General features: G+C 68.1%; 25 protein-coding genes and 1 other RNA gene. 15 read left to right on the top strand and 11 right to left on the bottom strand.

Annotation, left to right across the window (positions count from 1 at the left end):
* Positions 1–74: 74 nt before the first annotated feature.
* A complete protein-coding gene (locus ACK8HH_RS13745) occupies positions 75–398 on the bottom strand; it encodes a transglycosylase family protein (RefSeq protein ID WP_006895487.1) in 324 nt (107 codons plus the stop codon).
* Between the two features lie 266 nt (positions 399–664).
* Here ACK8HH_RS13745 and ACK8HH_RS13740 point away from each other — a divergent pair, with 266 nt between their 5' ends.
* Positions 665–2,542, top strand: coding sequence for a propionyl-CoA synthetase (locus tag ACK8HH_RS13740; protein ID WP_222111170.1), 1,878 nt, complete (start codon positions 665–667; stop codon positions 2,540–2,542).
* Here the strand turns inward: ACK8HH_RS13740 and ACK8HH_RS13735 are convergent, their stop codons facing one another.
* The 5 genes from ACK8HH_RS13735 to ACK8HH_RS13715 form a co-directional block, all read right to left on the bottom strand.
* Positions 2,543–4,261: a lipase family protein gene (locus ACK8HH_RS13735; protein ID WP_412475271.1), complete on the bottom strand. Its 1,719-nt coding sequence runs from the start codon at positions 4,259–4,261 to the stop codon at positions 2,543–2,545.
* Positions 4,262–4,315: 54 nt separating this feature from the next.
* Positions 4,316–4,939, bottom strand: coding sequence for a TetR/AcrR family transcriptional regulator (locus ACK8HH_RS13730; protein WP_278124613.1), 624 nt, complete (start codon positions 4,937–4,939; stop codon positions 4,316–4,318).
* Positions 4,940–4,976: 37 nt separating this feature from the next.
* Entirely contained in the window at positions 4,977–6,362 is a 1,386-nt protein-coding gene (locus ACK8HH_RS13725; RefSeq protein ID WP_006895481.1) for a lipase family protein, read from the bottom strand.
* A gap of 501 nt (positions 6,363–6,863) precedes the next feature.
* Entirely contained in the window at positions 6,864–8,084 is a 1,221-nt protein-coding gene (locus tag ACK8HH_RS13720; protein ID WP_006898279.1) for an acyl-CoA dehydrogenase family protein, read from the bottom strand.
* Positions 8,085–8,113: 29 nt separating this feature from the next.
* Positions 8,114–9,481: an acyl-CoA dehydrogenase family protein gene (locus tag ACK8HH_RS13715; RefSeq protein WP_278124610.1), complete on the bottom strand. Its 1,368-nt coding sequence runs from the start codon at positions 9,479–9,481 to the stop codon at positions 8,114–8,116.
* Between the two features lie 118 nt (positions 9,482–9,599).
* On the opposite strand from ACK8HH_RS13715, the gene ACK8HH_RS13710 reads away from it, so the two are divergent.
* Positions 9,600–10,259 (top strand): MBL fold metallo-hydrolase, encoded by a 660-nt coding sequence (locus tag ACK8HH_RS13710; protein ID WP_278124608.1) that lies wholly within the window; start codon positions 9,600–9,602, stop codon positions 10,257–10,259.
* Between the two features lie 32 nt (positions 10,260–10,291).
* On the opposite strand, the gene ACK8HH_RS13705 is transcribed toward ACK8HH_RS13710, so the two are convergent.
* A complete protein-coding gene (locus ACK8HH_RS13705; RefSeq protein WP_412475270.1) occupies positions 10,292–10,645 on the bottom strand; it encodes a VOC family protein in 354 nt (117 codons plus the stop codon).
* A 114-nt stretch (positions 10,646–10,759) separates the two neighbouring features.
* A complete protein-coding gene (gene hisN / locus ACK8HH_RS13700) occupies positions 10,760–11,560 on the bottom strand; it encodes a histidinol-phosphatase (protein ID WP_006898283.1) in 801 nt (266 codons plus the stop codon).
* Between the two features lie 87 nt (positions 11,561–11,647).
* Between hisN and ACK8HH_RS13695 the strand changes: the two genes are divergently transcribed.
* From ACK8HH_RS13695 to ACK8HH_RS13645, 11 genes are all read left to right on the top strand, one after another.
* The gene (locus tag ACK8HH_RS13695; protein WP_051999706.1) at positions 11,648–12,007 is read left to right on the top strand and encodes a hypothetical protein; all 360 of its coding nucleotides are present in this window, start codon (positions 11,648–11,650) and stop codon (positions 12,005–12,007) included.
* 42 nt (positions 12,008–12,049) lie between these two features.
* Positions 12,050–13,162 carry a peptide chain release factor 2 gene (prfB, locus tag ACK8HH_RS13690; protein ID WP_006898285.1) on the top strand — a complete coding sequence of 371 codons (1,113 nt, stop codon included), beginning with the start codon at positions 12,050–12,052 and terminating at the stop codon, positions 13,160–13,162.
* A 25-nt stretch (positions 13,163–13,187) separates the two neighbouring features.
* Entirely contained in the window at positions 13,188–14,117 is a 930-nt protein-coding gene (locus ACK8HH_RS13685) for a mechanosensitive ion channel family protein (RefSeq protein WP_045538593.1), read from the top strand.
* Entirely contained in the window at positions 14,107–14,610 is a 504-nt protein-coding gene (locus ACK8HH_RS13680) for a hypothetical protein (RefSeq protein ID WP_006898287.1), read from the top strand. Before ACK8HH_RS13685 ends, ACK8HH_RS13680 begins: the two co-directional genes overlap by 11 nt.
* A gap of 28 nt (positions 14,611–14,638) precedes the next feature.
* Positions 14,639–15,325, top strand: coding sequence for a cell division ATP-binding protein FtsE (ftsE, locus tag ACK8HH_RS13675; protein ID WP_006898288.1), 687 nt, complete (start codon positions 14,639–14,641; stop codon positions 15,323–15,325).
* A gap of 38 nt (positions 15,326–15,363) precedes the next feature.
* Entirely contained in the window at positions 15,364–16,269 is a 906-nt protein-coding gene (gene ftsX / locus ACK8HH_RS13670; protein ID WP_006898289.1) for a permease-like cell division protein FtsX, read from the top strand.
* 29 nt (positions 16,270–16,298) lie between these two features.
* Positions 16,299–16,772, top strand: coding sequence for an SsrA-binding protein SmpB (smpB, locus tag ACK8HH_RS13665; RefSeq protein WP_006898290.1), 474 nt, complete (start codon positions 16,299–16,301; stop codon positions 16,770–16,772).
* Between the two features lie 3 nt (positions 16,773–16,775).
* Positions 16,776–17,531, top strand: a complete 756-nt coding sequence (locus ACK8HH_RS13660) for a hypothetical protein (RefSeq protein ID WP_062367803.1) — start codon at positions 16,776–16,778, stop codon at positions 17,529–17,531.
* A gap of 95 nt (positions 17,532–17,626) precedes the next feature.
* Positions 17,627–17,999: a transfer-messenger RNA gene (gene ssrA, locus ACK8HH_RS13655) on the top strand.
* 81 nt (positions 18,000–18,080) lie between these two features.
* Entirely contained in the window at positions 18,081–18,602 is a 522-nt protein-coding gene (locus tag ACK8HH_RS13650) for a hypothetical protein (RefSeq protein WP_006898292.1), read from the top strand.
* A gap of 105 nt (positions 18,603–18,707) precedes the next feature.
* Entirely contained in the window at positions 18,708–20,444 is a 1,737-nt protein-coding gene (locus ACK8HH_RS13645; protein WP_412475269.1) for a penicillin-binding transpeptidase domain-containing protein, read from the top strand.
* Between the two features lie 195 nt (positions 20,445–20,639).
* Here the strand turns inward: ACK8HH_RS13645 and ACK8HH_RS13640 are convergent, their stop codons facing one another.
* Both ACK8HH_RS13640 and ACK8HH_RS13635 read right to left on the bottom strand, forming a co-directional pair.
* Positions 20,640–21,662 carry an alpha/beta hydrolase family protein gene (locus ACK8HH_RS13640; RefSeq protein ID WP_412475268.1) on the bottom strand — a complete coding sequence of 341 codons (1,023 nt, stop codon included), beginning with the start codon at positions 21,660–21,662 and terminating at the stop codon, positions 20,640–20,642.
* Between the two features lie 95 nt (positions 21,663–21,757).
* Positions 21,758–23,404 (bottom strand): long-chain fatty acid--CoA ligase, encoded by a 1,647-nt coding sequence (locus tag ACK8HH_RS13635; RefSeq protein WP_412475267.1) that lies wholly within the window; start codon positions 23,402–23,404, stop codon positions 21,758–21,760.
* A gap of 148 nt (positions 23,405–23,552) precedes the next feature.
* Between ACK8HH_RS13635 and ACK8HH_RS13630 the strand changes: the two genes are divergently transcribed.
* Both ACK8HH_RS13630 and ACK8HH_RS13625 read left to right on the top strand, forming a co-directional pair.
* A complete protein-coding gene (locus ACK8HH_RS13630; RefSeq protein WP_006898296.1) occupies positions 23,553–24,131 on the top strand; it encodes a QsdR family transcriptional regulator in 579 nt (192 codons plus the stop codon).
* 19 nt (positions 24,132–24,150) lie between these two features.
* Complete coding sequence (locus tag ACK8HH_RS13625) at positions 24,151–24,918, top strand: SDR family NAD(P)-dependent oxidoreductase (RefSeq protein ID WP_045538586.1); 768 nt, start codon at positions 24,151–24,153, stop codon at positions 24,916–24,918.
* Between the two features lie 33 nt (positions 24,919–24,951).
* Here the strand turns inward: ACK8HH_RS13625 and ACK8HH_RS13620 are convergent, their stop codons facing one another.
* Positions 24,952–25,308, bottom strand: a complete 357-nt coding sequence (locus ACK8HH_RS13620; protein WP_062367801.1) for a DUF488 domain-containing protein — start codon at positions 25,306–25,308, stop codon at positions 24,952–24,954.
* Positions 25,309–25,313 lie beyond the last annotated feature (5 nt).

Below are 25,313 nucleotides of genomic sequence, written 5' to 3'. Positions count from 1 at the left end.
CGCGAGGCCGGTCGCTGCGACAGCGACCGGCCTCGTCGGAGAGCGCGGTTCCCGGTTGAGGGGTGTGGGCGTACTTAGAGGTACGCGCCGCAGACCGGCCAGGCGCCGGGGCCCTGGGTGGCGAGCACGTTCTCCGCGACGCGGATCTGCTCCTCGCGGGACGCGTTGTTCGCGCTGCCGGTGCCGCCGTTGGCCTCCCAGGTGGACTGCGAGAACTGCAGACCGCCGTAGTAGCCGTTGCCGGTGTTGATCGACCAGTCGCCGCCGCTCTCGCACTGAGCGACCGCGTCCCAGTTGTGGCCGGTGTCGGCCGAGGCGACGCCGGCGGCCAGGGTCAGCGGGGCGATGGTCAGGGCGCCGGCGATCGCGGCGCGGGTTGCGAGCTTGGTAAGGCTCATCAGGCATTCCTCCTTGGGCGCAGCCCTCGAAAACGGGCTGCGTTCGTGGACGGAAGAGACGCTACGTCGTGAAAAACGTGAGGTCACACCGCGAAGCTGTGGTCGGAGACACAATCCGCTTGCTCTTGCAAGCGTGTGATTCTCAGCAAGATCCCAGGTGGGAGCGAGGATTCCGCTGTTATCTTTCCGTGATCAATCCGAGACCAAGTGTGACCGAGTCCACGCTGCAGAAGTGACTCCGGTCACCGGATTGCTACCGTTGTCCAATGGCCACCTACGCAGAAGTCTTCGCCCGCAGCATCGACGATCCCGACGGATTCTGGCTCGACGCGGCGGCGGGCATCGACTGGATCAGTCCGCCGACCAAGGCTCTCGACGATTCCCAGCCGCCGATCTACCGATGGTTCCCCGATGCCACGCTCAATACCTCGGCGAACGCGCTCGACCGTCATGTCTCGGCGGGCCGCGGCGATCGTGACGCGCTCGTCTGGGACTCCGCAATGGTGGGCGAGAAGCGGACGTACACCTATGCCGAACTGCTCGCCGAGGTGTCCCGCTTCGCGGGAGTGCTCGCCGCGCAGGGCGTGGCCAAGGGCGATCGCGTCATCGTCTACATGCCGATGATCCCGGAGGCCGCGATCGCGATGCTCGCCTGCGCGCGGATCGGAGCCGTGCACTCGGTGGTGTTCGGCGGGTTCGCCGCACCGGAGTTGGCCACGCGCATCGACGACGCCGAGCCGGTCGCGATCGTCACCGCGTCGGGTGGACTGGAGCCGGGCCGGACCGTCGAGTATCTGCCGATGGTGCGGGATGCGCTGGCGATCGCGGTGTCGGCGCCGGAGACGGTGATCGTGAAGGACCGACCGCAGGTGGCCGGATCGGCGGGGGACTACGGGTGGCTCGACTGGGACCAGCAGATGGCGACCGCGCGCCCGGCCGACGCCGTCGAGGTGGCCGCGACCGACCCGCTCTACATCCTGTACACCTCGGGAACCACGGGGAAGCCCAAGGGCGTGGTGCGCGACAACGGCGGTCACGCGGTGGCGCTGCACTGGTCGATGCGCAACGTGTACGGGGTGTCGCCCGACGACGTGTGGTGGACGGCCTCCGACGTCGGCTGGGTGGTGGGCCACTCGTACATCGTCTACGGTCCGTTGCTGCTCGGAGCGACGACGGTGATGTACGAGGGCAAGCCGGTCGGGACACCCGACGCGGGGGCGTTCTGGCGCGTCATCTCCGAACACGGAGCGTCGGCGCTGTTCACCGCTCCGACGGCGATCCGCGCGATCCGCAAGGCCGATCCCGAGGCCGCTGAACTGGCCCAGTACGACATGTCGCGGTTCAAGACCCTCTTCGCGGCGGGCGAGCGACTCGATCCCGACACGTTCGAATGGGCCTCGGAGAAGCTCGGCGTCCCGGTGGTGGACCACTGGTGGCAGACCGAGACCGGCTGGGCGATAGTGGCCAATCTGCGTGGACTCGAACCCATGCCGCTCAAGCCCGGGACTGCCACGGTCCCGGTCCCCGGGTACGACGTGCAGGTCGTCGACGCCGATGGCCGCCGTCTCGGACCCAACGCCGAGGGCAACATCGTCGTGAAGCTGCCGATGCCGCCCGGCACGCTCGCGGGGCTGTGGGGCGACGAGGAGCGGTTCCGTTCCTCATACCTCAAGGCGTTCCCCGGCTACTACCTGACCGGCGACTCCGGCTACATCGATGAGAACGGGTACGTCTACGTGCTGGGACGATCGGATGACGTCATCAATGTCGCCGGGCACCGGCTCTCCACCGGGAGCATCGAAGCGGTGGTCGCCGCGCATCCGGCCGTCGCGGAGTGCGCGGTGGTCGGCATTCACGACGACCTCAAGGGACAGCGGCCGAGCGGATACGTGGTGCTCAAGGCCGGTGCCGACATCGACGAGGACCGTCTCCGCGCCGAACTGGTGCAGATGGTCCGCGACGAGATCGGCGCCGTCGCCACCTTCCGCGACGTCACGGTCGTCCAGGCTCTGCCGAAGACCCGGTCGGGCAAGATCCTGCGTAAGACCATGCGGCAGATCGTGGACGGTGAGGAGTACGCGGTGCCCTCGACCATCGAGGACCTCTCAGTGCTCGAGGCCCTGGTGGATCAACTCGGGCACTGATCACGCCGGATGCGGTGCCGGGCAGTTCGGTGTCGGCGCCGCACCCGCGAAACGGTCCTGCGTCCAGGCGATGAGCGACCCGACGGCGGGCGAGTCGTCGTCGATGAGCGTCATGTGCCCGAGCCCCGGGTAGGTGCGGTATTCGAGATCGCTGCCCGCGGCGCATTGGTCGGTGACGTACTCGTTCTGCGACGCCGGAGCGATCACCTCGTCCGACAGTCCCTGGGCGATGAGCGTGGGCCGCGGCAGCCGCGCGCTCGGCGTGTTCTCGGCGAGTCGTGCGCCCAGCGGACCGGACGTCGGGGTGCGCGTGTAGAAGTCGTGGCCGAGAATGAGCGCCTCGGCGAGCGAGACGGGCATCGTGGGCGACCACAGACAGCGCGCCGCCATTCCGCGCATCGGGAGGCGGGCCTGCGTCTTGATGTAGTCGGCGTAGCGGACGTCCGGGTAGGTGCGGGTGTACGCGTCCATCACATACGACGCCAGCAACGCGCCGCCCGCCATCGTCTCCAGCCCGGAGGCGAGAGCCCGCAGATTCGATGCCGGTGCGAGCGCCGCGGTGGCGATCACGCCGGCGTCGGGTGCGTACGACGGAGCCAGCAGTTCGGTCCACAGTGCAGCGTGTCCGCCCTGGGAATGGCCCCACACCACCGTCGACCGAGTCAATGACGCCCCGGGCAGAGCGCGGGCGGCCCGGATCGAGTCCAGTACCGAGCGCGCCTCACCCCGGCCGATCACATACGGCGACGGTCCCGGAGTACCCATCCCGATGTAGTCGGCGGCCACCAGCGCCCAGCCCCGCCCGACCACCGCGTTCAGGCCCGGCAGGTGTGCCAGCGGTGTCGAGGTCATCGACGGGGCGCAGTTCTCGGCGACGCCGGACGTCCCGTGGGCCCACGCGATCAGCGAGTGCGGACCGGGACCGTCCGGAACGACGACGAGACCGCTCGCCAGTGCGGGCCGGTCGCCGCGCAGGGTGGAGTAGAGGATGCGCCACGCGTGAGCGCCCGGCGGGATGCCCGCGGCGGTCGGCTCCGACTTCAATAGGGTCCCCGGCCGCACGCCGGCGGGAAGCTCGGCTCGATAGAACGCGCCGGGTTCCTCAGCGGTGCCGCGGACGACGAATGTCGCGATCACCAGCGGCACGGCGACGATCGTCGCGACCGCTGCCGCGGCCGTCCGCAGCGCGATTCTCGCGGTCCGCTCCCGGCCGGGTTCGGCCGCGGCGGTCCGGCCGCGGATGCCGACGAGCAGCTCGGCCGGACCGCGCCACACCAGCGCCAGCCCGACGGCCTCGACGACGATGAAGATGCTCACACCCGGCCACGACACGGCGAGCACAGCGGTGGCGATACCGGCTGCGCCGAACAGCACGTCGGCGAACCACGCGGGGCCGCGGCGCGCGGCGCGCACCCATCGGCCCACGCCCCACACCGCGAGTGCGATCGCCGCGGCCACCGCGATACCGAAGATCGACAGACTCCGCCAGATCAGCAGCACGGTACCGACCAGCGGCAGCAGGACTGCGACGGCGAGCCGGAGCGGTTCCCGGCGAGTCTGGGATTCGATGAGGTCGACGAGTCCGGCCACGATCAAGCCGATCGCCAGTGCGGCGGCGGTCCACGGCACGCTCGCGAACGGGCGGAGCACCAGCAGGACGCCGACGGCGATGGATGCCAGAGCGAGGAGCAGGCGCCCGGCTCTGGCGGCAGTGGTCATCTCATCAGCGTAGGAGGCACTGTGCGGCGCGGAGAGGTTTCGACGCGAGCCCGCTCAGCCCAGAACACCGGGTCGGAGCAGCGTGCGCATCACCCGGAGGGTGTCCTCGGTGGTCAGGTCGGCTGATCGCACCTGCTCGACGATCACGGCGTTCACCGCGCCGATGAAGCCGGTCCACAGCAGCGGGTCGGGCCTCGCGGTGAGCAATCCGCGCTCGGCGCCCGCCGCGCTGATCGCGTCGAGCGAGGCACCCCACCGGGTCCGGCGCTCAGCGCGGTGTTCCTCGAACCCGGCGCTCACACCCACTGCCTCGACGAAGCAGATTCGGGTGAGCCGAGGGTCCGCGCCGAAGAATTCGACGAATGCCCGGATCCCTGCGTCGAACACCGCCTCGATCTCCGCGGCGGTCTCGAGTGACCGTTCGACGGCTTCGATGACGGCCGTGCTCGCCGCGTCCTCGGTCTCGTCGTAGACCGTGCGGAGCAGATGCTCGCGGTCGCCGAACTCCTCGTAGAACTGTCGGGATGACAGAGCGGCGTGCCGACAGACCGCTGACACGGACGTCGCCGCGTAGCCGTCGGTGCCGAACAGCGCGATCGCCGAATCACAGAAGCGTCGACGCCGATCGCGGCGACGGTCGTGCATCGACTGGCCGCGATAGAGCCTGGGTTCGGTCACCGGTCCAGGCTAGCGGTCGAGCCCGGACCGGATGCCGCTAGCGCTCCGCGCCCAGAGGTTTGCCGAACAGTGCCGCCAGCCCGGCGCCCACCGCTGCCGAGAACGTCGGCCACCATCGCGGCCGCGACGTCATGGTGAGGTCGTCACTGGTCCGGCAACCCTGTGCGGCCGGCTTGCCGTCGAGCCGATCCTTCAGCCACAACAGTGCCAGCGGCGCACCGGAGACCTCGGCGATGAGATGTTCCGACAGGTGGTCGCGGGTGTAGGTCACCCGAGCACCCGGGCGGCGGCAGTACTGACCGACGAGCCGATCCACCTGGCCCACGGGGATGATCTCGTCGAGGGCGGAGTTCCACATGTACATGGGCATGTCGGGCAGGCTCTTGCCCATCCGGGTGTCGTCGAAGACCCGACGCACGGCGGGTGCCCGCAGCGCGCCGCCCGGTGCGCGGATGAACCCGATGTTGTTCAGGAACGGGAAGGTCGCCGCCTGATACTGCACGCAGAGGGGACCCTTGAGTGCCAGCACCGCCCGGCCGAGCGGGTCGAGGTGAGAGTTCATGAAGGTGCGGAAGTAGTCGTACTCGCGGGTGAGTCCGACCACCGCGCCGAGCACGAGGCCGCTGGTCACGTTGTTCTGCGCGGCTTTGAGGACCACCTCGAGATCCGCGGGGACTCCCCCTTCTGCGGCGCCCACGATGTTCAGTTCGGGGGCGTACGTCTTCTTGAGTTCAGCGGTGTGCCCGGTGACGATGGCGCCGCCGGAATAGCCGTACAGGCCGATGGGTGAGGCATCGGTGATCGACGACGGCGCGAATCGCTTGGCGGCACGGAGACTGTCGAGGGTGATGCGGGCACCGAGTGGACCGGCGCCGTAAGCGTGGTTGGGGCCTTCGTGGTCAGGAAGCACCACCGCGTACCCCTGGTTCAGAAAGCCCTGGGCGATGAGCAGTTCGGCGGGAGCGACCACCTGACCCAGAAGGGGGCCGGCGTTGAGGTGCTGGACGGCGTACGACGTCGCGCAGTAGCCGGCGGTCGAATCCTCGGCGATCTGCATGGAGACGACCTTGCGCGGGCCGGTCGTGGTGCCGCGCGGCTTGAGGATCGTGGTGACTGCGGGGATCGCCCGGCCGCGGGTGTCGGTGGACCGGAAGGTGAGCTGCCACGCGTCCACGTTGATGGGAGCGACTCCGAAGTTCGCGGGGGTGATCCGCCGGGCACGCAAGATCTCACCCGGAGCGGCGGCGGCGACTTCCCGGGCCGGAGGTCGGTAGAAGGCGGGGTCGAGCTCTTGTGGCAGTGGAACGAGCGGCGCCTGCGTCACGGCCGGGTCGGCGTGGGCGGGCGCGACCGGTGTCCCCGCCGCTGTCGCGACGACGGCCACGGCGCTCAGCGCAGCGGCGAGGAATGTGCGTGTTCTCAATTCGACCCCCGTGTGAAACGTTCTTATTTCAAAAGTTTCGCTGAGAGTACACGGGGGTTGCCCAGATCACAATGGATCGTCGGGAAGTGGGAGGTCACCGGGGCGGGTGAGAGGTCGGTGGGCGGTCTCGATGCGCGTCGTCACTTCGTTCCTCCGCTTACTCGACGGTCCTGCAGGGTGGAGTGGTGGGTGGACGTGTGTGGGTAGGCGGTCTCGATGCGCATCGTCACTTCGTTCCTCCGCTTACTCGACGGACCTGCAGGGTGGTGCTTACTCGACGGTCCTGCAGGGTGGTGCTTACTCGACGGTCCTGCAGGGTGGTGCTTACTCGACGAGCAGGCGGGGTGGTGCCTAGTCGAGGGGCCGGCGGGGTCGCGGGGGCGGCCTGGGGACGGGTCAGGGGCGGGGGATTCGCTCGGAGCCCTCGATGAGGACGCCGCGGCGTGAATCCCCCGCCCCTGATCGTGCGACGGGAATGCAGAGCCTACGGGCTCGGCCTGATCACTTCAGTTCGGCACTGCTCTTCCCGAGAATGCGCCGGGCGATGATCAGCTGCTGAATCTGCTGCGTTCCCTCGAAGATGTCGAGGATCTTCGAGTCGCGCGCCCACTTCTCGAGCAGGGTGCGCTCGGAGTAGCCGTAGGTGGACGCGAGTTCGACGGCCTTGTTGGTGACGTCGGTGCCGGTGCGGCCCGCCTTGGCCTTCGACATCGACGCCTCCAGCGAGTTCGGCATCTTGTTGTCGGCCATCCACGCCGCGCGGATCGCGAGCAGGTATGCGGCCTCGTAGTCGGACTCCATGCGGATGAACTCCGCCACCGCGGCCGGCTGGTCGGCGGCCGGACGGTCGTAGTCGATTTCGAGGCCGGCCTCCTCGAGGAGCTTGCGGAGTTCCTCGAGTGCGGCGCGCGCGACGCCGACAGCCATCGCGGCGACCATCGGCCGCGTGTTGTCGAAGGTCTGCATGACCCCGCCGAAGCCCTTCTTGACGTCCACCTCCGGCGAACCGAGCAGGTTGGTGGCGGGAATCCGGCAGTCCTCGAAGCGGATCACGGCGGTGTCGGACGCGCGGATGCCGAGCTTGTGTTCGAGCCGGACGATGGTGACGCCCGGGTTGTCCCGAGGGACGACGAAGCTCTTGATGGCCGCGCGCCCCAGGCTGCGGTCCACCGAGGCCCACACCACGATGTGGGTGGCGCGCGAACCCGCGGTCACGAAGATCTTCTCGCCGTTGATGACGTACTCGTCGCCGTCGCGCGTCGCGGTGGTGGTCACCGCGGCCGAGTCGGAACCGAAGCTCGGCTCGGTGATGGCCATCGACGCCCAGACCTCGCCGCCGAAGCTCTCGATCTGTTCGTCGGTGGCGACAGCGGCGATGGCCGCGTTGCCCAGTCCCTGATACGGGATCGAGAGCATGAGCCCCACGTCGCCGTACGACGCCCACATGGCGTTGAGGACCGACTGCATGTTGCCGCCGTTGGCGTTGTAGCCCTCCGGTCGCTGCTTGTTGGCGTCGCCGCGACCACCCGCGGCGCCCGCACCGGCCTGGCCGGCGGCGGCGAGACCGTTGTAGAGGTTCGCCAGAGTGTCCAGCTCCACCGGGTACTCGTGCTCGGCGAGGTCGTACTTGCGCGAGATGGGCCGGAAGATCTCCAGCGCCGCATCGCGCGCCTGCTCCACCGTGGGCTGCAGCTTCTTGGGCAGTTCGAGATTGATTGCCATGATGTCGACTCCTGAAACTCGTCTCGCCGTCAGAGAACGACGATGCCCTCGCCGATGCCCGCACCGCGCAGGTCGCGGTACCACCGCTCCACCGGGTGCTCCTTGGTGAAGCCGTGGCCGCCGAGCAGCTGCACGCCGTCGAGGCCGATCTGAAGGCCCTTGTCGATGGTGAGCTTGCGCGCCAGCGCCGCCTCGCGGGCGAACGACAGACCCTGCTCCGCACGCGAGGCGCCGCGGAGGGTCACCAGTCGCAGGCCGTCGAGTTCGGTCGCCATGTTCGCGACCATGAACGCCACCGCCTGGCGGTTCGAGATCGGCTCGCCGAAGGCCTCGCGTTCGTTGACGTAGGGGATCACGTAGTCGAGCATCGCCTTCGCGGTGCCGGCGGCCAGTGCCGACCAGCCCAGGCGCGACAGGCGCACCACGTCGCGGTACGCGGCCGCCGCGTCGTCTCCCTCGACCTCGCCGAGGAGGGCTGTGGCGGGAACGGCCACGTCGTCGAGCAGCAGCCGGCCCATTCCGGCTGCGCGCAGGCCCATGCCCGGATCGGCTTCGATCACCAGACCCTGGCTGTCGGACTCGACGATGAACAGCGCCGGACGGCCGTCGAGCTGCGCGCCGACGATGAACAGTTCCGCGCTGCCTGCCGCGGGGACGAACGACTTCACGCCGGAGAGACGGAACCCGCTCGGCACGCGCTTGGCCTTGGTCTGCAGGTCGAAGGCGTCGAACAGCGGGCGCGGCTCGGCGATGACGACCGCGGACGACGGTACGTTCTCGCCCGCGAAGTCGGGAAGGTAGGTGCGCTGCTGGCCGTCGCTGCCGAAGTTGGTCAGGGTGGTCGCGACGCCGCTCGGCGCCAGAAGGGGCAGGGCCAGTCCCATGTCGCCGTACGCCATGGCCTCGGCGACGAGCGCGTTGGTGACCACACCGCGTTCGGTGGCGGCTCCGTCGAAGGCCTCCGGAACGTTGATCATCGTGATGCCGAGTTCCGCCGAGCGCTTCAGGATGTCCTCGGGAGTGGTGGCGGCGTTGTCGGCGTCGTATGCCGCCGGCCGCAGGATCTCGGTGGAGAAGTCGCGGACGGTCTCCGCGATCATCTCCTGCTCTTCGTCGGGGTTGAGGTTGAAGAATCCCTTCGACGAGGTGGCCGGACGCTCCGGCTTTCCGCTGCTCGCGACCTGGGTGAACGCGCGGTTGGCCGCTCCGAGGGTCTTGAATCCGGTCTTGGTGGCGTGGAAGGCCACCCGGTTGATCGGCTCGCGCAGGTGGTACTTCTCGGCGATGTCGGAGCCCGTGATGGTCGTGAGCAGGCGCATGGCCGCACCGATCGGAGTGCGCTTGTGCGGCTGCGCGCCGACGGACGAGGTGTCGCGGGGTTCGGTGTTCGTGGTCATTTCCTCACCAGATTCTCGAAGCGGATTGTCGCGATGGAGTTCTTACTCCGTAGTAAGGAGTTACCTTACTCCTCGGTAAGAAGGTTGTCACGCCTCCGGCACGACTATCGTCGGAGCCATGCGCATCACCCATTTCGGCCACTCCTGCGTACTGCTCGAGATCGATCGCACCCGGGTGCTCTTCGACCCCGGAAACCTCTCGTCGGGATTCGAGACGCTGACCGGGCTGGACGCGATTCTCATCACCCATCAGCACCCCGACCATGCGGATCCGGCGCGGCTGCCCGCGCTGGTCGACGCCAATCCACAGGCGGTCCGTTACGCCGACCCGCAGACCGCGGCCCAACTGAACGAGAAGCGGGACGCCGGCCAGTGGTCGGTGATGGCGGCGGGGGAGCAGACGCGAATCGGTGCGCTGACCGTCCGCGGCACCGGCGGCAGACACGCCGTGATCCACCCGGATCTGCCGGTGGTCGACAACATCGCGTACGTGGTGGACGCCGCCGACCGTCCCGGCGCCTTCATGCACCCCGGCGACAGCCTGTACATCCCGTTCGAGCGGATCGACGTTCTGGCCCTGCCCGCGGCCGCGCCGTGGCTCAAGCTCAGCGAGCCCGTCGACTACCTGCGCGCGGTCGCGCCGCGGCGGGCCTTCCCGATCCACCAGGCCGTCCTGTCCGATGCCGGCCGTGCCATTCACAATGCGCGGATCGACGAGATGAGGCCGACGGGCACCGAGTTCTCCGTGCTGGAGTCCGGGGTGCCCGTCGAACTGTGACCGCCGCCGCGGCCTGAATCACCGCCGCGTGGTCACTGTGTCGGCAACGGACTGTAGAAGACCAGCCCGTTGCCCTTGTTGTCGTAGACCACCGCACGCCGCTCGTGCGCGTCGTTGTACGCCTGGGTGACGATGCCGCCGCCGCTCGCTTCGACGGCCTTCGCGGCCGCGTCGACGTCGTCGGTCTTGATGCCGACCACAACCTGACCGTGGATCGGGTGGTCGACGGCCGTCGCGAGTGCGACGGTGACTCCGCCGCCGTCGAGGGCGGCGAAGTGTGCGCCGTCGCGGAACTTCAGAGCCATTCCCAGCGTCTCGCTGTAGAACTTGATCGATTCGTCGAGATCGTCGGTCGACAGGACGATCATCTTCACTTCGTTGCTCATGGCGCCTCCGCATTCAGTTCTCGGAGCGGGATGTCGCTCCATCGCGGAGGCTACCGGCGACTTCCTTGTGCCGCAGGAGTATTCCGGCGCGAACGCGGAGTCACGCGCGGAGGATCACGTCCCCAGGGCTGCCAGAGTCTCCCGCTGCAGCAGACCGTTCGTGGCCACGGCGCTTCCGCCGCCCGGGCCGGGCCTGCCGCCCAGATCGGTGAACTCGCCGCCCGCCTCGCGTACCAGGACATCGAGTGCCGCGAGATCCCACAGGGAGACCTCCGGTTCGGCGGCGATGTCCACTGCGCCCTCGGCGACGAGGCAGTAGTTGAAGAAGTCGCCGTAGCCGCGCACTCGCCAGACGCTGTCGGTGAGCGCGATGAATCGGTCGCGGATGCCGCGGTCGGCCCAGCCGGACAGGCTGGAGAAGGCCAACGACGCCGAGCCGAGGTCGTCGACCTTCGACACCGAGATCGGCCTGGGCTCGCCGCCGTCGAGCGACGCGAAGGCGCCGCCGCCCGCCGCCGCCCACCAGCGCCGGTTCAACGCAGGCGCACTCACCACGCCGACCGACGGCACGCCGTCCACGAGCAGGGCGATGAGCGTGGCCCAGACGGGAACGCCGCGGACGAAGTTCTTGGTGCCGTCGATCGGATCCACCACCCATTGCCGCCCGGTGAGCAGCGGGTCGCCGCCGAACTCCTCGCCGAGCACGGCGTCGGCGGGTCGGGCCTGGGCGATGCGGTCGCGGATCATCCGTTCGCACGCGAGGTCGGCGTCCGACACCGGGGTGAGATCGGGCTTCGAGTCGACGTGCAGATCGAGGGCGCCGAAGCGGGAGAGCGTGAGGTCGTCGGCTGCATCGGCCAGATCGAGTGCCAGCTGAAGATCTGCGCCGTGACCGGCGTCCGAGAGGGTAGCCACGGCATCCGAGGCTAGCACCGGTGGCCGATGCGTCCGGCCGTGCGACATCCGTCTCTTCCCGATGCCGTCCGGCGGTACTCTCGGGCCATGCCTGTGTGGATCAGCGTCGTGTTCATCCTGATCGTCGCGACGTCGCTCGTCGCGATGCTGATGCAGCGCCGTGGGCGCCGGATGTTCGGAGGCGGCGTCGACGCGGCCTCCGGCTATGTGGAGGGCACGCTCACGGTGACCGGGCTCGGCAGGCAGAACGAGCCCGACAAGAACGGGAGCCGGTACTGCACCATCAGCGGCACCATCATCGGCCCGCAGATCGCTCCCACCGAGGTGTACGGCACTCAGGTGCTCGGCGCCGACGACGTCGCGCCGACGGTGGGCGCGTCGATGCCCGTGGTGTACCGGCCCGGCAAGGTCGACTCCACGTGGCGGTTCGGGGTGCTCGGCGACTGACCGCGGTCGGGCGTCCGCGGCCAGAGGGTAACCTGGTTCCTCGTGCACCCCGATGTCTCCGCTGATCTCGAATCGCTCGACGCCACCCTGACGACCGTCGAGAAGGTGATGGACCTCGACGAGCTCCGTCGCCGAATCGACGAGCTCGAGATGCAGGCTTCCGACCCCGACCTGTGGAACGACCAGGAGCACGCGCAGAGCGTCACCTCCGAGCTGTCGCACGCGCAGTCCGAACTCCGCCGGGTCAGCGAGCTCCGGTCGCGCCTCGACGATCTCCCGGTGCTGTACGAGCTCGCGGAGGCGGAGGAGGGCGACTCGGCCGTCGCGGCTCTCGAGGACGCGGAGACCGAGCGAGCGGACCTGCGCCGCGACATCGAGGCCATGGAGGTCAAGACCATGCTCGCGGGCGAGTACGACCCCCGCGAGGCGCTGGTGAACATCCGCTCCGGTGCGGGCGGAGTGGATGCGGCGGACTGGGCGCAGATGCTGATGCGCATGTACATCCGGTGGGCCGAGCAGCACGGGCATCCGGTCGAGGTGTACGACACCTCGTACGCGGAGGAAGCGGGCCTCAAGTCCGCGACCTTCGCCGTCAAGGCGCCGTACATGTACGGAACGCTGTCGGTGGAGCAGGGCACCCACCGCCTGGTGCGGATCAGTCCGTTCGACAACCAGGGCCGCAGGCAGACCTCGTTCGCCGAGGTCGAGGTGTTGCCGGTGGTCGAGACCACCGACCACATCGACATCGACGAGAACGACGTGCGGGTGGACGTGTACCGCTCGTCCGGCCCGGGCGGACAGTCGGTCAACACCACCGACTCCGCGGTGCGGCTGACGCACGTCCCGACGGGCATCGTCGTGACATGTCAGAATGAGAAGAGCCAGCTGCAGAACAAGGTCGCCGCGATGCGCGTGCTGCAGGCCAAACTCCTCGAACGCAAGCGTCTGGAGGAGCGTGCGCAGATGGACGCGCTCAAGAGCGACACCGGCGCCAGCTGGGGCAATCAGATGCGCTCGTACGTGCTTCACCCCTACCAGATGGTGAAGGACCTGCGAACGAACGTGGAAAGCAACAACCCGTCTGCGGTGCTCGACGGTGATCTCGATCAGTTCATCGAAGCGGGCATCCGCTGGCGGATGAACGAAGGCGAGTGATCGTATCGATTCCGTTCCCACCTACCTGGTAGATCGGCTCGGGCTGCCGAGCTGGCTGCAGTCCTGGGAGAAGTGGCTCGCAGTCGACTTCGTCGGCATCCTGCTCTGGATCATCGGCGGGATCCTGGTCATCCGGTTCTTCCGATGGGGTGCCGGCCGGTACAGCAAGCGGGTGCTGCGGCAGTTCGAGTCCAGCGACGACATCGTGCAGTCCGAGGACATGAAGCACCGGCGGGCACTGGTGGACGTCGTGACCTGGACGTTGGTAGCGCTCACCGTTGCCGCGGTCACGATGCACATCCTGGGGATGTGGGTCGCGAAGAGCAGCCTCGTGGGGCTGAGCGCGGTGGTCGGTGCGGCGCTGGGCTTCGGCGCGCAGCGCGTGGTGCAGGATCTGCTGGCCGGCTTCTTCATCATCGCCGAGCATCAGTACGGCTACGGCGACGTCGTCAACCTCTCGGTGACCGGCGGCCTCGAAGCCGAGGGCACCGTCGAGGATGTGACGCTCCGCGTCACCCGACTCCGGAACACGGACGGCGAACTGCTCATCGTGCCGAACGGTCAGATGATCAAGGCCGCGAACCTGTCGAAGGACTGGGCGCGGTCGGTGGTCGACGTGCCGGTGCCGCTCGACGCCGACATCAACGAGGTCAACACGGTCCTGCGCGAGGTGGGACAGACCTTCTACGACAACCCGCGGTGGAACCGGTTGCTGCTCGACGCGCCGACCCCGCTGGGCATCACCAACCTCGAACTCGACTCGGCGACCGTCCGGATGGTGGCGCGGACGCTTCCCGGCCAGCAGTTCGAGATCGGCCGCGCGCTGCGCGGCGACATCATCTACGGCCTCGCGCGCCACGGGATCTTCGTCCAATCGGTGCAGCAGCAGTCGGCGGTCAAGACCGCCGGGGACGAGGCCGCCCAGACCGGAGGCGGGGTGAGCGATGAGCACTGAGGAACGGCCGGCCGACACCGCCGCTCACACGACCGTCGCCGAGGCCGCCGCAGCTCCCGAGCCGTCGGCGATCGTGAAACTCGCGCGGCGCATGCGGCACGTCTATCACACGCGCATTCGGACGACCACCGTCGTCCTGATCCTCATATGGTTCGCGCTGCTCGGCTTCTACGGGTTCAGTTCCGAGCACTACGCCACCGAGCCGAGGGTCCCGCAGGGCACGCAGGTGCAGCAGCCTGTCGAGCCGACGACGTCGCAGCCCAGCTACACCTCGCAGACCCCCACGTCCTCGACCGTCGAGTCGTCGACCGAACCGACGCAGACCGAGACTCCCACCACGGAGACCGGACGGGGCACCGAGGGCACCGGCCGTCAGACCGGGCGGGCCACGCCGAGCACGCCGGCCGGGGAGCAACAGCAGCAGCAACTGCCGCAGGCGCCGAATGGAACCGTGCAGCCGACCTCCCAGCCCGGAGCCAGTGCGGGCGAGTAGTCCTGACCGGTCAGTACACTTGGCTACCGTGATCAAGCTGACGAATGTGACGATGCAATACGCAGCGTCTTCTCGCCCCGCGCTGGACGATCTGTCGCTGGAGGTCGAGAAGGGGGAATTCGCCTTCCTGATCGGTCCGTCGGGTTCCGGTAAGTCGACCTTCTTCCGGCTGCTGCTCAAGGAGGACAAGCCGACGTCCGGCGACGTGTACGTGGGGGATTTCCACGTGAACAAGCTCCGCAGCCGGGAGGTCCCGAAGCTCCGTCAGTCCATCGGCTGCGTCTTTCAGGACTTCCGCCTGCTGCAGCAGAAGACGGTGGCCGACAACGTGGCCTTCGCGCTCGAAGTGATCGGCAAGCCCGCGTCCACGATCCGGGAGGCGGTACCCGAGACCCTGGAGTATGTGGGTCTCTCGGGCAAGTCGGACCGGATGCCGCACGAGCTGTCCGGTGGTGAGATGCAGCGGGTGGCGATCGCGCGAGCCATCGTCAATCGTCCGGCCCTGCTCCTGGCCGACGAGCCCACCGGAAACCTCGACCCGGAGACCAGCGAGGAGATCGTCGAGGTTCTCGACCGTGTCAATCGCGGCGGCACCACCGTCGTCATGGCCACTCACGACCGCCACATCGTCGACGCGATGCGGCGCCGCGTGGTGGAGTTCGACAACGGGACCCTGGTGCGCAACGACGAGCACGGCGTCTACGGCATCGGCTGACACTTGACCTTCCACAGGCGGGAAACCAAAGGCATCACATGCGCTTGAACTTCATCTTCGGCGAGGTCTTCAACGGCTTCCGCCGCAACATCACCATGACCGTCGCGATGGTGCTCACCACGGCGATCACCCTCGGCATGCTCGGCGGCGGTCTGCTCGTGATCCAGATGGCCAACAAGAGCCAGAAGATCTTCCTCGACCGCGTCGAGATGCAGTTCTTCATCAACGACGCGGTCACCGCGAAGGATCCGAACTGCCTCGAGGCTCCGTGCACCACACTGCGCACCGACCTGGAGTCGGAGCCGGGAGTGGCGTCGGTGACGTTCATCAGCCAGGAGCAGGCGTACAAGACGGCCAAGGAGTCGTGGGAGAAGGACTCGCCCGAGCTCGCCGACTTCATCCGCAAGGAGGCGTACCAGGGAGCGCTGCGCGTGCGGATGGCCGATCCCGACCGCTTCGGCGCGGTGCTCGACAAGTACTCGCGGGCCGAGGGCGTCGACGGAGTCCTCGATCAACGTGACCTGGTCAAACGTATCTTCAGCGTGCTCGACGGGGCTCGCAACGCGGCCTTCGCCATCGCCGCGGTCCTGGCCGTGGCCGCGATCCTGCTGATCGTCAACACCGTGCAGATCGCGGCCTATACGAGACGGACGGAGGTGTCGATCATGCGGCTGGTCGGCGCCACCAGGTGGTACACCCAGCTGCCCTTCCTGCTGGAGGCGGTGATCGCCGCGGTGGTCGGAGCGCTGCTGGCCATCGGCGGGCTGTTCCTGGCGAAGATATTCTTCTTCGACAAAGCGCTCGAAGACCTCTACGGTGTGAACATCCTGGCGCGCATCACGTCGGCGGACGTGTGGTTCGTGTCGCCGTGGCTGCTGTTGTCGGGCATCGTGCTCGCCGGCGTCACCGCGTACGGCACCTTGCGCGTCTATGTCCGTGAATGACGACTACATGAAGAATTCGGAGGTCTGCCGTGCCCAGGGATAAGGGTAAGTCGGTGATCGCGACGAACCGGAAGGCTCGGCACAACTACACGATTCTCGAGACCTTCGAGGCGGGGATGGTTCTCCAGGGGACCGAGGTCAAGGCGCTGCGCGAGGGCAAGGCGTCACTGGTCGACGCCTTCGCGACGATCGACGACGGCGAGGTATGGCTCAACGCCGTGCACATCGCCGAATACGGCAGCGGCACCTGGACCAACCACGCCCCCCGACGCAAGCGCAAATTGCTGATGCACCGTCGTGAGATCGACGGGCTCATCGGCAAGCTGCGCGACGGAAATCTGACGCTGGTTCCACTGTCGATGTACTTCTCCGACGGTTACGCAAAGGTGGAGCTGGCGCTCGCCAAGGGCAAGCAGGCGCACGACAAGCGCCGCGACATCGCCGAGCGGACCGCCAAACGCGAGGTGGAGCGGACTCTCGGCCGGCGCGTCAAGGGAATGTAGCGGTTGGCGGTTCCGCGCAGACTCTCCGGCATCGCGCTGACGCTTGTGGTCGCGGCGCTCACGGCCGCGGGCTGCGCCGACCGGGCACCGCAGGCGCAAGCGGTTCCCGAGGTGGGCTGGCTCGTCGCCGACCATTCGTGCGCGCCAGATCGGGTGCGGGCTCAAGCCGACGCTGTGGTGCGCACCGGTCTGCGCGACGTGGGGTTCCGCGAGTTGTTCATCGATTGCAATGACGAGGATCGCGCCCGGATCGACGCCGACTCGGGCGTTCGCGCCGATCTGGCCTCGCTCGGACTGCACATGCATCCGCTCCCGTCCGCGCAGCGACGCACGGCCGTCGACGCCGCGGCCGCTACTCCGTCCGGGCTCCGGACGGCGGTGACGCGGCGGGTGATGAGGGCCGAGCCCCTGGTGGTGACCGGAGATCTGCCCGCCGTGCCCCGTGGCACGGTCGAGATGCTCCGGAACCCGGAGATCGGTGAGTTGGTCCGCGATCGCCGTGCGGCACCGGGCGCCGAGGTGAACGGCGATCCCGAGACGTACTCGCGGGCGATCGGTGAGCGGGGACTGCTGGTGTCGTTCACCAACACCGGACCCGTCGGCCGTGACATGTCGATCCCGATCGCCGATCTCGGCCTGGCCGGCGACGACGTGGTTCCGGCGCGTGAGGTCTGGTCCGGACGCCGCATCAAGGCCGAGGACGGGGAACTCACCATTCGGGTAGGAGCGGGCGACGCGGCACTGCTGCGGATCGGCTGAGCGACCCGAATGACGTCGCGACGAATACCGGGATGATTCTGTCGTCTCCTTTGGTTATGATTAGGTGTCCGCCAAAATCTGGAGGGCACCCCCTCGGGGCCGATCGGTTTCGACTACGTGCATCGAGGTGGGGGAAGCGTGTCGGTGCAGGCTAGAGACCACCGTAAGCGTCGCAGCAACCAATTAAGCGCCGATTCCAATCAGCGCGACTACGCTCTCGCTGCCTGATCAGCGAGGCTAGTCTGTCGGCCCGGTTCTAAGTTCCCGGAACCGGATGCCGGCATCAGCTAGGGAACTCACTGTCGCCGCCGGTCGCAGGCGTCGGCAGGACATCCAAAAGCGACTGGGATCGTCATCCCGGCTTGTTCGCGAGACCGGGAGATCCGAGTAGAGACACAGCGGACTGCACACGGAGAAGCCCCACTGAAGTGACGGAGGACCCGGGTTCAATTCCCGGCGGCTCCACGAGGTAAGGCCCCCGGTCGTCACCGACCGGGGGCCTTACTCATATCCGGCAGCTCATATCCGGCAGATCGCTAGGCTGCGTTGATGCAGATCACGAAGTGGATCGGGACCGCGAGCTGGTGGGTATTCGTCGTCGCTCGTCTCGTGGGAGAGATGGGAGAGCCGGTCGCCGGGACATCGCGCGATTTCGTCGGCTTCCTGCGGGTCGGCGGTGGATGGACCGCGTACACGCCGCTCACCGATGCGATCGCGACGAGGAACGTCGACACCGCCGCACCGAATGCGCTGATGCTGATCTCGCTGATCGCACTGGCAGTCACGGTGGATGCGGGAGTGGTGCAGGCCGTGCTCAGTCGCCGTCTGCTCGTCGGCGTGATCGCGGTCGCGGCGCCGGTCGTCGGAGGTGTACTGGTCCTGTGGGCTCTCTACCACCGGACTGGGGCCGCAGGCGCAGTGCAACTCTCGTCGCTGTCGGTATTCGCCCTGATACTGACCGCCGTGGCTGTTCGCGGTCTCGGTACACAGCTCGGTGCGTATGGGAATCGGGCCGGGGCCGCGGCGCAGGCCGGACGAGGAGCGGACTCGACCGGCGGAGGATCCGCCTGACGGGGACGTCGTGTTCTTGCAGGTCGGCGACGGTGTGGTCGAGAAGACAGTGCGGTGGCTGCTCGTGAGTTGCTCTGCCGGCCCGTGTCTCGGTTGACTTGAGAGATGCGCAGAATCGCCGTGGGCGTCGTCCTCATCCTGCTCGTCGCGCTCGCTACAGCGTGCGGAAGTGACCCGTCGCCGGCTCAGCGGCTGGCGGACGCGCTGAACGGCCGCGACATGACCGCCGCCGCCTCGGTGACCGACGATCCGGCGTCGGCAGAGAAGGCGTTCACAGCCAGCTTCGACGGGATGGGCGAGGCCAAGGTTCACGTGAGTGTCGGCGGCGAGGACGACGACGAACTGAACTGGTCGTGGTCGCTGCCGCACGGCCGGACCGTCGACTACACCACATCGGTCGCGGAGACGGGCGGCAAAGTCCGCTGGACGCCGCAGCTGATTCATCGAGACCTCAAGCCCGGCGCTCGTCTGCTCTACAGCGATGACAAGACCTACGACGTCCCGGTCGTCGACCGGTCCGGTCGCGACCTCCTCACCTGGCAGGAGGTCACGGTGGTCTCGCTCGCCCCGGATCGGTCCGGGTCTGCGGAGGCACTCGCCGCGCGACTGCGGCCGGTGGCGCCGACGGTCACCGCAGCATCCGTTCGCGCAGACGTCAAAGGAAAGAAGGAACCGACCACGATCGTGACACTGCGCGCCGCGGACGCGAAGAAGGCCGGGGACCTCGCTTCCATTCCCGGCGTCACAGTCCGCAAGGAGGGACGCCTGCTCACCGCGTCGAAGGACCTGCGCTCTCCCGCGGTCGCCGGCCTCGAGGAGCAGTGGCGGAAATCGATCGACGCGGCGGCCGGCGCCACCGTGGCGATCGCCGACGCCGAGGGGAACCCGATCGGGCGCGTGAAGACATTCGACGGCCGGACTCCCGAGCGGGTGGAGACCACTCTCGACGTCGCCCTCCAGCGTGCGGCGAATGCCGCGGTCGCCACTTCGCGTCGCCCGACGATGCTGGTCGCGATCCGGCCGTCGACCGGAGGGATTCTGGCGGTGGCCCAGAACGAGGGAGCCGACCGGCAGGGGCCGGTGGCGTTGAGCGGTCTGTACCCGCCGGGCTCCACGTTCAAGACGGTCACCACGCTGGCCGCACTCGATGCCGGCGTCACGAAGCCCGATGCGATACTGCCGTGTCCCGGAAAGAAGCGGATCGGCGATCGCGTCATTCCGAACGAGAACGAGTTCGATCTCGGTGCCGTGCCGCTGCACACCGCGTTCTCGCGCTCGTGCAATACGACGATGGCGGCGCTGTCGGCTGAGTTGTCCGATACCGCGCTCACCGACACCGCGCGCTCGCTCGGGCTCGGCGTCGACTACACGATCCCCGGGCTCACCACCGTGACAGGCGCGGTCCCCGCAGCGAAGACCACTGCGGCGAAGGTCGAGAACGGGATCGGGCAGGGCACGGTCACCGCCTCGCCGTTCGGCATGGCGCTCGCGGAAGCGAGCCTCGCCGCGCGTCACACCGTCACGCCCACGTTGATCCAGGGACGCGCCACCGGGGAGAGTGCACGGCCGTCGGAGATCTCGGCGTCGGCGGCCGCCGCACTCCGGACGATGATGCGCGAAACCGTCAGTTCCGGCACGGCGACCGCCTTGCGCGACATTCAGGGGCTCGGAGGCAAGACGGGGACGGCCGAGTTCGGCGACAACACCCACTCGCACGGCTGGTTCGCCGGCATCGACGGCGACCTCGCCTTCGCGACCCTCGTCGTCGGCGGTGACAGCTCGGCGCCCGCGGTGCAGGTGAGCGGCGAGCTCCTGCGGGCGGCGAAAGCGGATCTGCCCTGACCCGGAGAAGCGAAGTGCCCCGCCGTGGGCGGGGCACTTCGTCGAATCGGAGGGGCGCTTACTGAACGCCGGAGAAGACGGTCTTCAGAAGCTCGAACACGTGAGGATGCTCAACGATTGCCGTCCACAGTGCTGCGTCCATAGGTATCTCGCCTTTCTAAGGGGATTCGAGGCTTACATCCCCACTTTACGTGGTCATTGCGAATGCCGTTTCGCGAAGACGCGCAGCGCGTCCAAATAGCCCGGTGAGTACACCGAAGACGGCGCGAACCTGGTGCGTGCCGCGACACGGAAATCGTCTCGGTACTCGATTCCCTCCCGCGTGATGCTGTGCGTGGCGTCGTCGAACCGCTTCACGGTCAGCAGATCCGGCCGGACGGTGCGGCGGTAGACGGACTCGGTCTCGTCCACGTCGACGGTGCGGTCGTCGCCCCCGAGCACCAATAGGAGCGGAACTGCGATGCCCGGCAGGGACGCCGTCGCATCCGACCGGAGGTTGCGTTCGGCGAACCCCCACTGCGCGGGGGTCATCGGCTCCGGATCGATCCCGGAGCGCCGGTACGCGGCGTACCCGGCACCCTCTTCCAACAGGCGCACCCGCTGGGCCCGGCGTGCCAGTTCCGCCGACGCCTCCGGGGCCGGGGCGCCGTGTGCGGACAGGTCGGACCGCAGCGCGAACTCGTGCTGCCGGAGCCAGTTGACCGCCGGCCCCACCAGGACGGCGAATCGCAAGTCGTTGCGCGCCGCGAGCACCTCGGGCACCACCCATCCGGCCTGTCCGTCGCCCCAGACGCCGATGCGGGTGGTATCGATGTCGGGGCGCGTGTAGGCCCACGAGACAGCGGCCTCGACCTCCGTCTCACGGTCGTGCATCGATTGGTCGAGCCAGTCTCCGGGCGCGCCGCCGACCCCCGGTTTGTCCCACGACAGCGTTGCGAATCCGGCCTTCGCGTACGCGTCCCAGAGCGGCTTGTAGGTGTCGTCGCGACTGGCGTTCGCCGGCCCGTCACCGTGGACGAACACCACGAGCCCGTGCGGTCCCTCGCTGTTGACAGGCGTCGCGAGCACCGCGTGCAGTTCGCCGCGGGGACCTTCGATCGTGACCCGTTCCTCGTGGATCGCGAAATCGCCCGCCACCAGGATCCACACGGTACCGCCGAGGACGAGCGCTGCGATCGTGCCGAGCGCCGCCAACGCCAGCTTCTTCCTGCGGCTCACTCAGGCGAGTCTAGACGGCGGTCGCCGCGCACTCGAAGGCCCGACCGTCGCGTGGACGGTCGGGCCTTCGAGAGCGGGTGGCCTGCGGGCGGCGTCTACGCGTCGGGCTCGCCGAGCACCGTGTAGTCGCCGTCGGCGTAGTGCTGACGGACGCGCTTCTTGTCGAACTTGCCGACCGAGGTCTTGGGAACCTCGGTGACGAACGACCACCGCTCGGGGATCTGCCAGCGCGGGATGCGGTCCTCGAGGAACTTGCGGTGCGCCTCCACGTCGGCGTCCGCTTCATCGCGGACCACCGCGAGCACGAACGGCCGCTCGTCCCACTTGGCGTCCGGGACGCCGATGACGGTCGCTTCCACCACCGCCGGATTCGACGCGATCACGTTCTCCAGTTCCACCGACGAGATCCACTCGCCTCCGGTCTTGATGATGTCTTTGGCGCGGTCGACGATCGTCATGTACCCGTCGGGTGTGATGGTCGCGACGTCGCCGGTGCGCAGCCAGCCGTCGTCGAACTTCGACGGATCGGCGACGTTGCCGTCGGGCTGGTAGTACGAGCCGGTGATCCACGGGCCGGACACCTCCAGTTCACCGCGAGCCTCGCCGTCCCACGGCTGCTCCTGGCCGTCGTCGCCGACGATCCGTGCGGCGACCGGAGCGGGGAAGCGGCCCTGGGTGACCCGATAGGCGAATGCGGCGTCCTCGTCCTCGACGCCGGCCGGGGGCCGGGAGATGGTCCCCAGCGGGGAGGTCTCGGTCATGCCCCAGGCGTGCACGATCTTGACGCCGTAACCGTCGAACTTGGTGATCATCGACGGCGGGACCGCCGCACCGCCGACGACCACCTCGCGCAGGTGGGTGATGTCCTGCGGCTTCGCATCGAGCAGTGCCGACACACCCTGCCAGATGGTCGGCACCGCGGCGGCGAGCGTCGGGCGGGTCTCGGCCATCATCGCCAGCAGCGGCTCCGGCTGCAGGAAGCGGTCGGGCATCACCAGGGTCGCGCCGGCCATCATCGCCGCGTACGGCAGCCCCCACGACATGACGTGGAACATCGGGACGATCGCGAGCATCGTGTCGTGATTCGACAGACCCATGCCGCTCGTCGACGTCCCGAGGAGCGAATGCAGGTAGATGCTGCGGTGCGAGTAGACGACTCCCTTCGGGTCGCCGGTGGTACCCGAGGTGTAACACATGACGGCGGCGTCGGTCTCGTCGAGCTTCGGCCAGTCGTAGGTCGTCGGCTCGCCGGCGATCAAATCGTCGTAGGCGTGCACGGTGACGCCTTCGGGTGCGGTCAGCGACTCGACGGGGCCGTTCGCCACGACGACGTGCTTCACATTGGGTGTGCCGGCCAGATACTGCGACAGCATCGGCGCGACGGACGCGTCGACGAAGATCACCTTGTCGTCGGCGTGATTGATGATGAATACGGCCTGCTCGGGCGAGAGTCGCAGGTTCAGGGTGTGCAGAACGGCGCCCATCGACGGCACGCCCGCGTACAGCGCCTGATGCTCGGTGTTGTTCCACATGAAGGTCGCGACCCGATCGCCCCTGGCGACGCCCAGCTTGGTCAGCGCGTTGGCGATCTGTGCGCCCTGGTCGCCGATGTCGGCGAACGAGGCCTCACGGGTGCCCTCTCCGGTCCAGGTGATCACCTTCGCCTCGGGGAACACTCGACGGCTGTACTCGACCAACCCCGAGATCAACAGATCTCCGTGCTGCATCGTCGTCTGGACCATGTGCTGTCTCCTTCACGCTGTTCGCACGCGCAGTGCCACCGGAATGTCGATGATGTGAATCGGTTCACTCTCGTGATCGATTGTTCCCCGAACTACAGTCAAATTATGCATCATTTCGTTCGAATGATGCAGAGGCGGGAGATTGACGGTGATCGATCCGGAGGTCGTCCTCGACGCGGCGCGTGAGGTCTTCATCGCGGACGGCGGGATCGAGGTCGGGGAACTGGCTCAGACGGTGGGTGTGAACCGGACCACACTCTACCGTCGATGGGGTGGGCGCGACGGCTTGTTGGCCGAGGTCATCTGGTCGATCACCGAGCCGACGATCGCCGCCGCCGCACGGCGCGCACCTGGTCGCGGAGCGGAGAAGATCGCGAGAACGATGGGGGAGTTCGCCGCCATCGTCAACGGCTCGGTGCATTTCGGAACGTTTCTGCGACGGGAGCCCGAGCGGGCGCTCCGACTGATGACCACGCACGCCGGTGGCGTCCAGCCGCGCATCGTCGGCAAGATCCGCGAACTGGTGCAGGCGGAGATCGATGCGGGGGAGATGTCCTCGCCGCTGCCGATCGACGATCTGGCACTCATCCTCGTCCGCATCACCGAGACGTTCGTCTACACCAATCTCATCACCGGTCGCGAGCCGGACGCGGCGAAGGCGTCGCAGGCCTGTGCCGCCATTCTCGGCGTCGGACTGCTATCCGACGACCCGAACGAAATCACCTGAGAGCAAGGAGATCACAGCCATGTCGACAATCCTCGACACCTTCCGTCTCGACGGCAGGGTCGCCCTCGTGACCGGCGCGTCCAGCGGACTCGGCGTCGGCTTCGCGAAGGCGCTCGCCGACGTCGGCGCCGACGTGGTCCTGGCCGCGCGGCGCGCGGACCGCCTCGCCGACACCGAGGCCGCGATCGAGGGTATGGGACGGCGTGCGCTCGCCGTCACCACCGACGTCTCCGACCCCGAGCAGTGCACCGCCGCGGTCGACGCGGCGATGGCCGAGTTCGGGCGCGTCGATGTGCTCGTCAACAATGCCGGCGTCGGCTGGTCCGCGCCGGCGCTGCGCGAGAAGCCCGAGGACTTCCGCCGGGTGATGGAGATCAACGTCAACGGCTCGTACTGGATGGCCCAGGCGTGTGCCCGGGTGATGCGGCCGGGCAGTTCGATCGTCAACCTCGCGAGCGTGCTGGGACTCACCTCGGTGCTGATGCCGCAGGCCGCGTACTCGGCCAGCAAGTCCGCGGTCATCGGTCTCACCCGCGACCTCGCGCAACAGTGGACTCCCCGCAAGGGCATCCGGGTGAACGCGCTGGCGCCGGGCTACTTCGAGTCGGAGATGACCGGCGAGTTCGCCGAGGGCGTCCTGGACGAGTACGTGGTTCCGCGCACGCTGTTCGGCCGGATCGGGAATCCGGGGGAACTCGACTCCGCCCTGGTCTTCCTCGCCTCGGACGCCAGCAGTTACATCTCGGGTCTCACGCTGCCCGTGGACGGTGGGATGCTGACGAACTGACGGTCCGGCCAGACTCGGCGGGCCAGCGCTCGCTCAGCGGACGCCGTGGTCGGCGAGCGCCGCGACGATCGTCGGGACGTGACTGGTGGACGGGTCCTTGGTGGCCGTCGCGAGCTCCAGGTCGCCGTCGGTTCCGAGGCGCACCAGTTCGGCGAGCGCGTCGGCCTGCGGTCCCGGCTCGTCCAATTCCGCTCGATAGCGTGCGGAGAACGCGTCGTACTCGTCGGGGTGCGCGTGATACCACTTGCGCAGATCGTTCGACGGGGCCACCTCTTTGAGCCAGCGGCCGATGCGAGGGTCGTCCTTGTGCACTCCGCGCGGCCACAGTCGGTCGACGAAGACGCGGTGGTCGTCGGGGGCGTCGTAGACGCGGGCGATGGAGACGGTCACGTGGG

This window comes from Gordonia sp. LUNF6, from assembly GCF_047041125.1.
GTDB classification, from domain to species: domain Bacteria; phylum Actinomycetota; class Actinomycetes; order Mycobacteriales; family Mycobacteriaceae; genus Gordonia; species Gordonia sihwensis.
Note: the sequence above shows the minus strand (reverse complement) of the source record. Positions and strands in the feature narration are given on the sequence as shown.

Bases quoted from the DNA above. Each gene is read 5' to 3' on its own strand.
- ACK8HH_RS13695 (WP_051999706.1), top strand. From the start codon at position 11,648: ATGCCTGTGTGGATCAGCGTCGTGTTCATCCTGATCGTCGCGACGTCG.
- ACK8HH_RS13635 (WP_412475267.1), bottom strand. From the start codon at position 23,404: ATGGTCCAGACGACGATGCAGCACGGAGATCTGTTGATCTCGGGGTTG.
- ACK8HH_RS13745 (WP_006895487.1), bottom strand. From the start codon at position 398: ATGAGCCTTACCAAGCTCGCAACCCGCGCCGCGATCGCCGGCGCCCTG.
- ACK8HH_RS13710 (WP_278124608.1), top strand. From the start codon at position 9,600: ATGCGCATCACCCATTTCGGCCACTCCTGCGTACTGCTCGAGATCGAT.
- ACK8HH_RS13650 (WP_006898292.1), top strand. From the start codon at position 18,081: ATGCAGATCACGAAGTGGATCGGGACCGCGAGCTGGTGGGTATTCGTC.
- ACK8HH_RS13645 (WP_412475269.1), top strand. From the start codon at position 18,708: ATGCGCAGAATCGCCGTGGGCGTCGTCCTCATCCTGCTCGTCGCGCTC.
- ACK8HH_RS13705 (WP_412475270.1), bottom strand. From the start codon at position 10,645: ATGAGCAACGAAGTGAAGATGATCGTCCTGTCGACCGACGATCTCGAC.
- ACK8HH_RS13740 (WP_222111170.1), top strand. From the start codon at position 665: ATGGCCACCTACGCAGAAGTCTTCGCCCGCAGCATCGACGATCCCGAC.
- ACK8HH_RS13715 (WP_278124610.1), bottom strand. From the start codon at position 9,481: ATGACCACGAACACCGAACCCCGCGACACCTCGTCCGTCGGCGCGCAG.
- ACK8HH_RS13680 (WP_006898287.1), top strand. From the start codon at position 14,107: ATGAGCACTGAGGAACGGCCGGCCGACACCGCCGCTCACACGACCGTC.
- ACK8HH_RS13625 (WP_045538586.1), top strand. From the start codon at position 24,151: ATGTCGACAATCCTCGACACCTTCCGTCTCGACGGCAGGGTCGCCCTC.
- ftsX (WP_006898289.1), top strand. From the start codon at position 15,364: ATGCGCTTGAACTTCATCTTCGGCGAGGTCTTCAACGGCTTCCGCCGC.
- ACK8HH_RS13720 (WP_006898279.1), bottom strand. From the start codon at position 8,084: ATGGCAATCAATCTCGAACTGCCCAAGAAGCTGCAGCCCACGGTGGAG.
- ACK8HH_RS13735 (WP_412475271.1), bottom strand. From the start codon at position 4,261: ATGACCACTGCCGCCAGAGCCGGGCGCCTGCTCCTCGCTCTGGCATCC.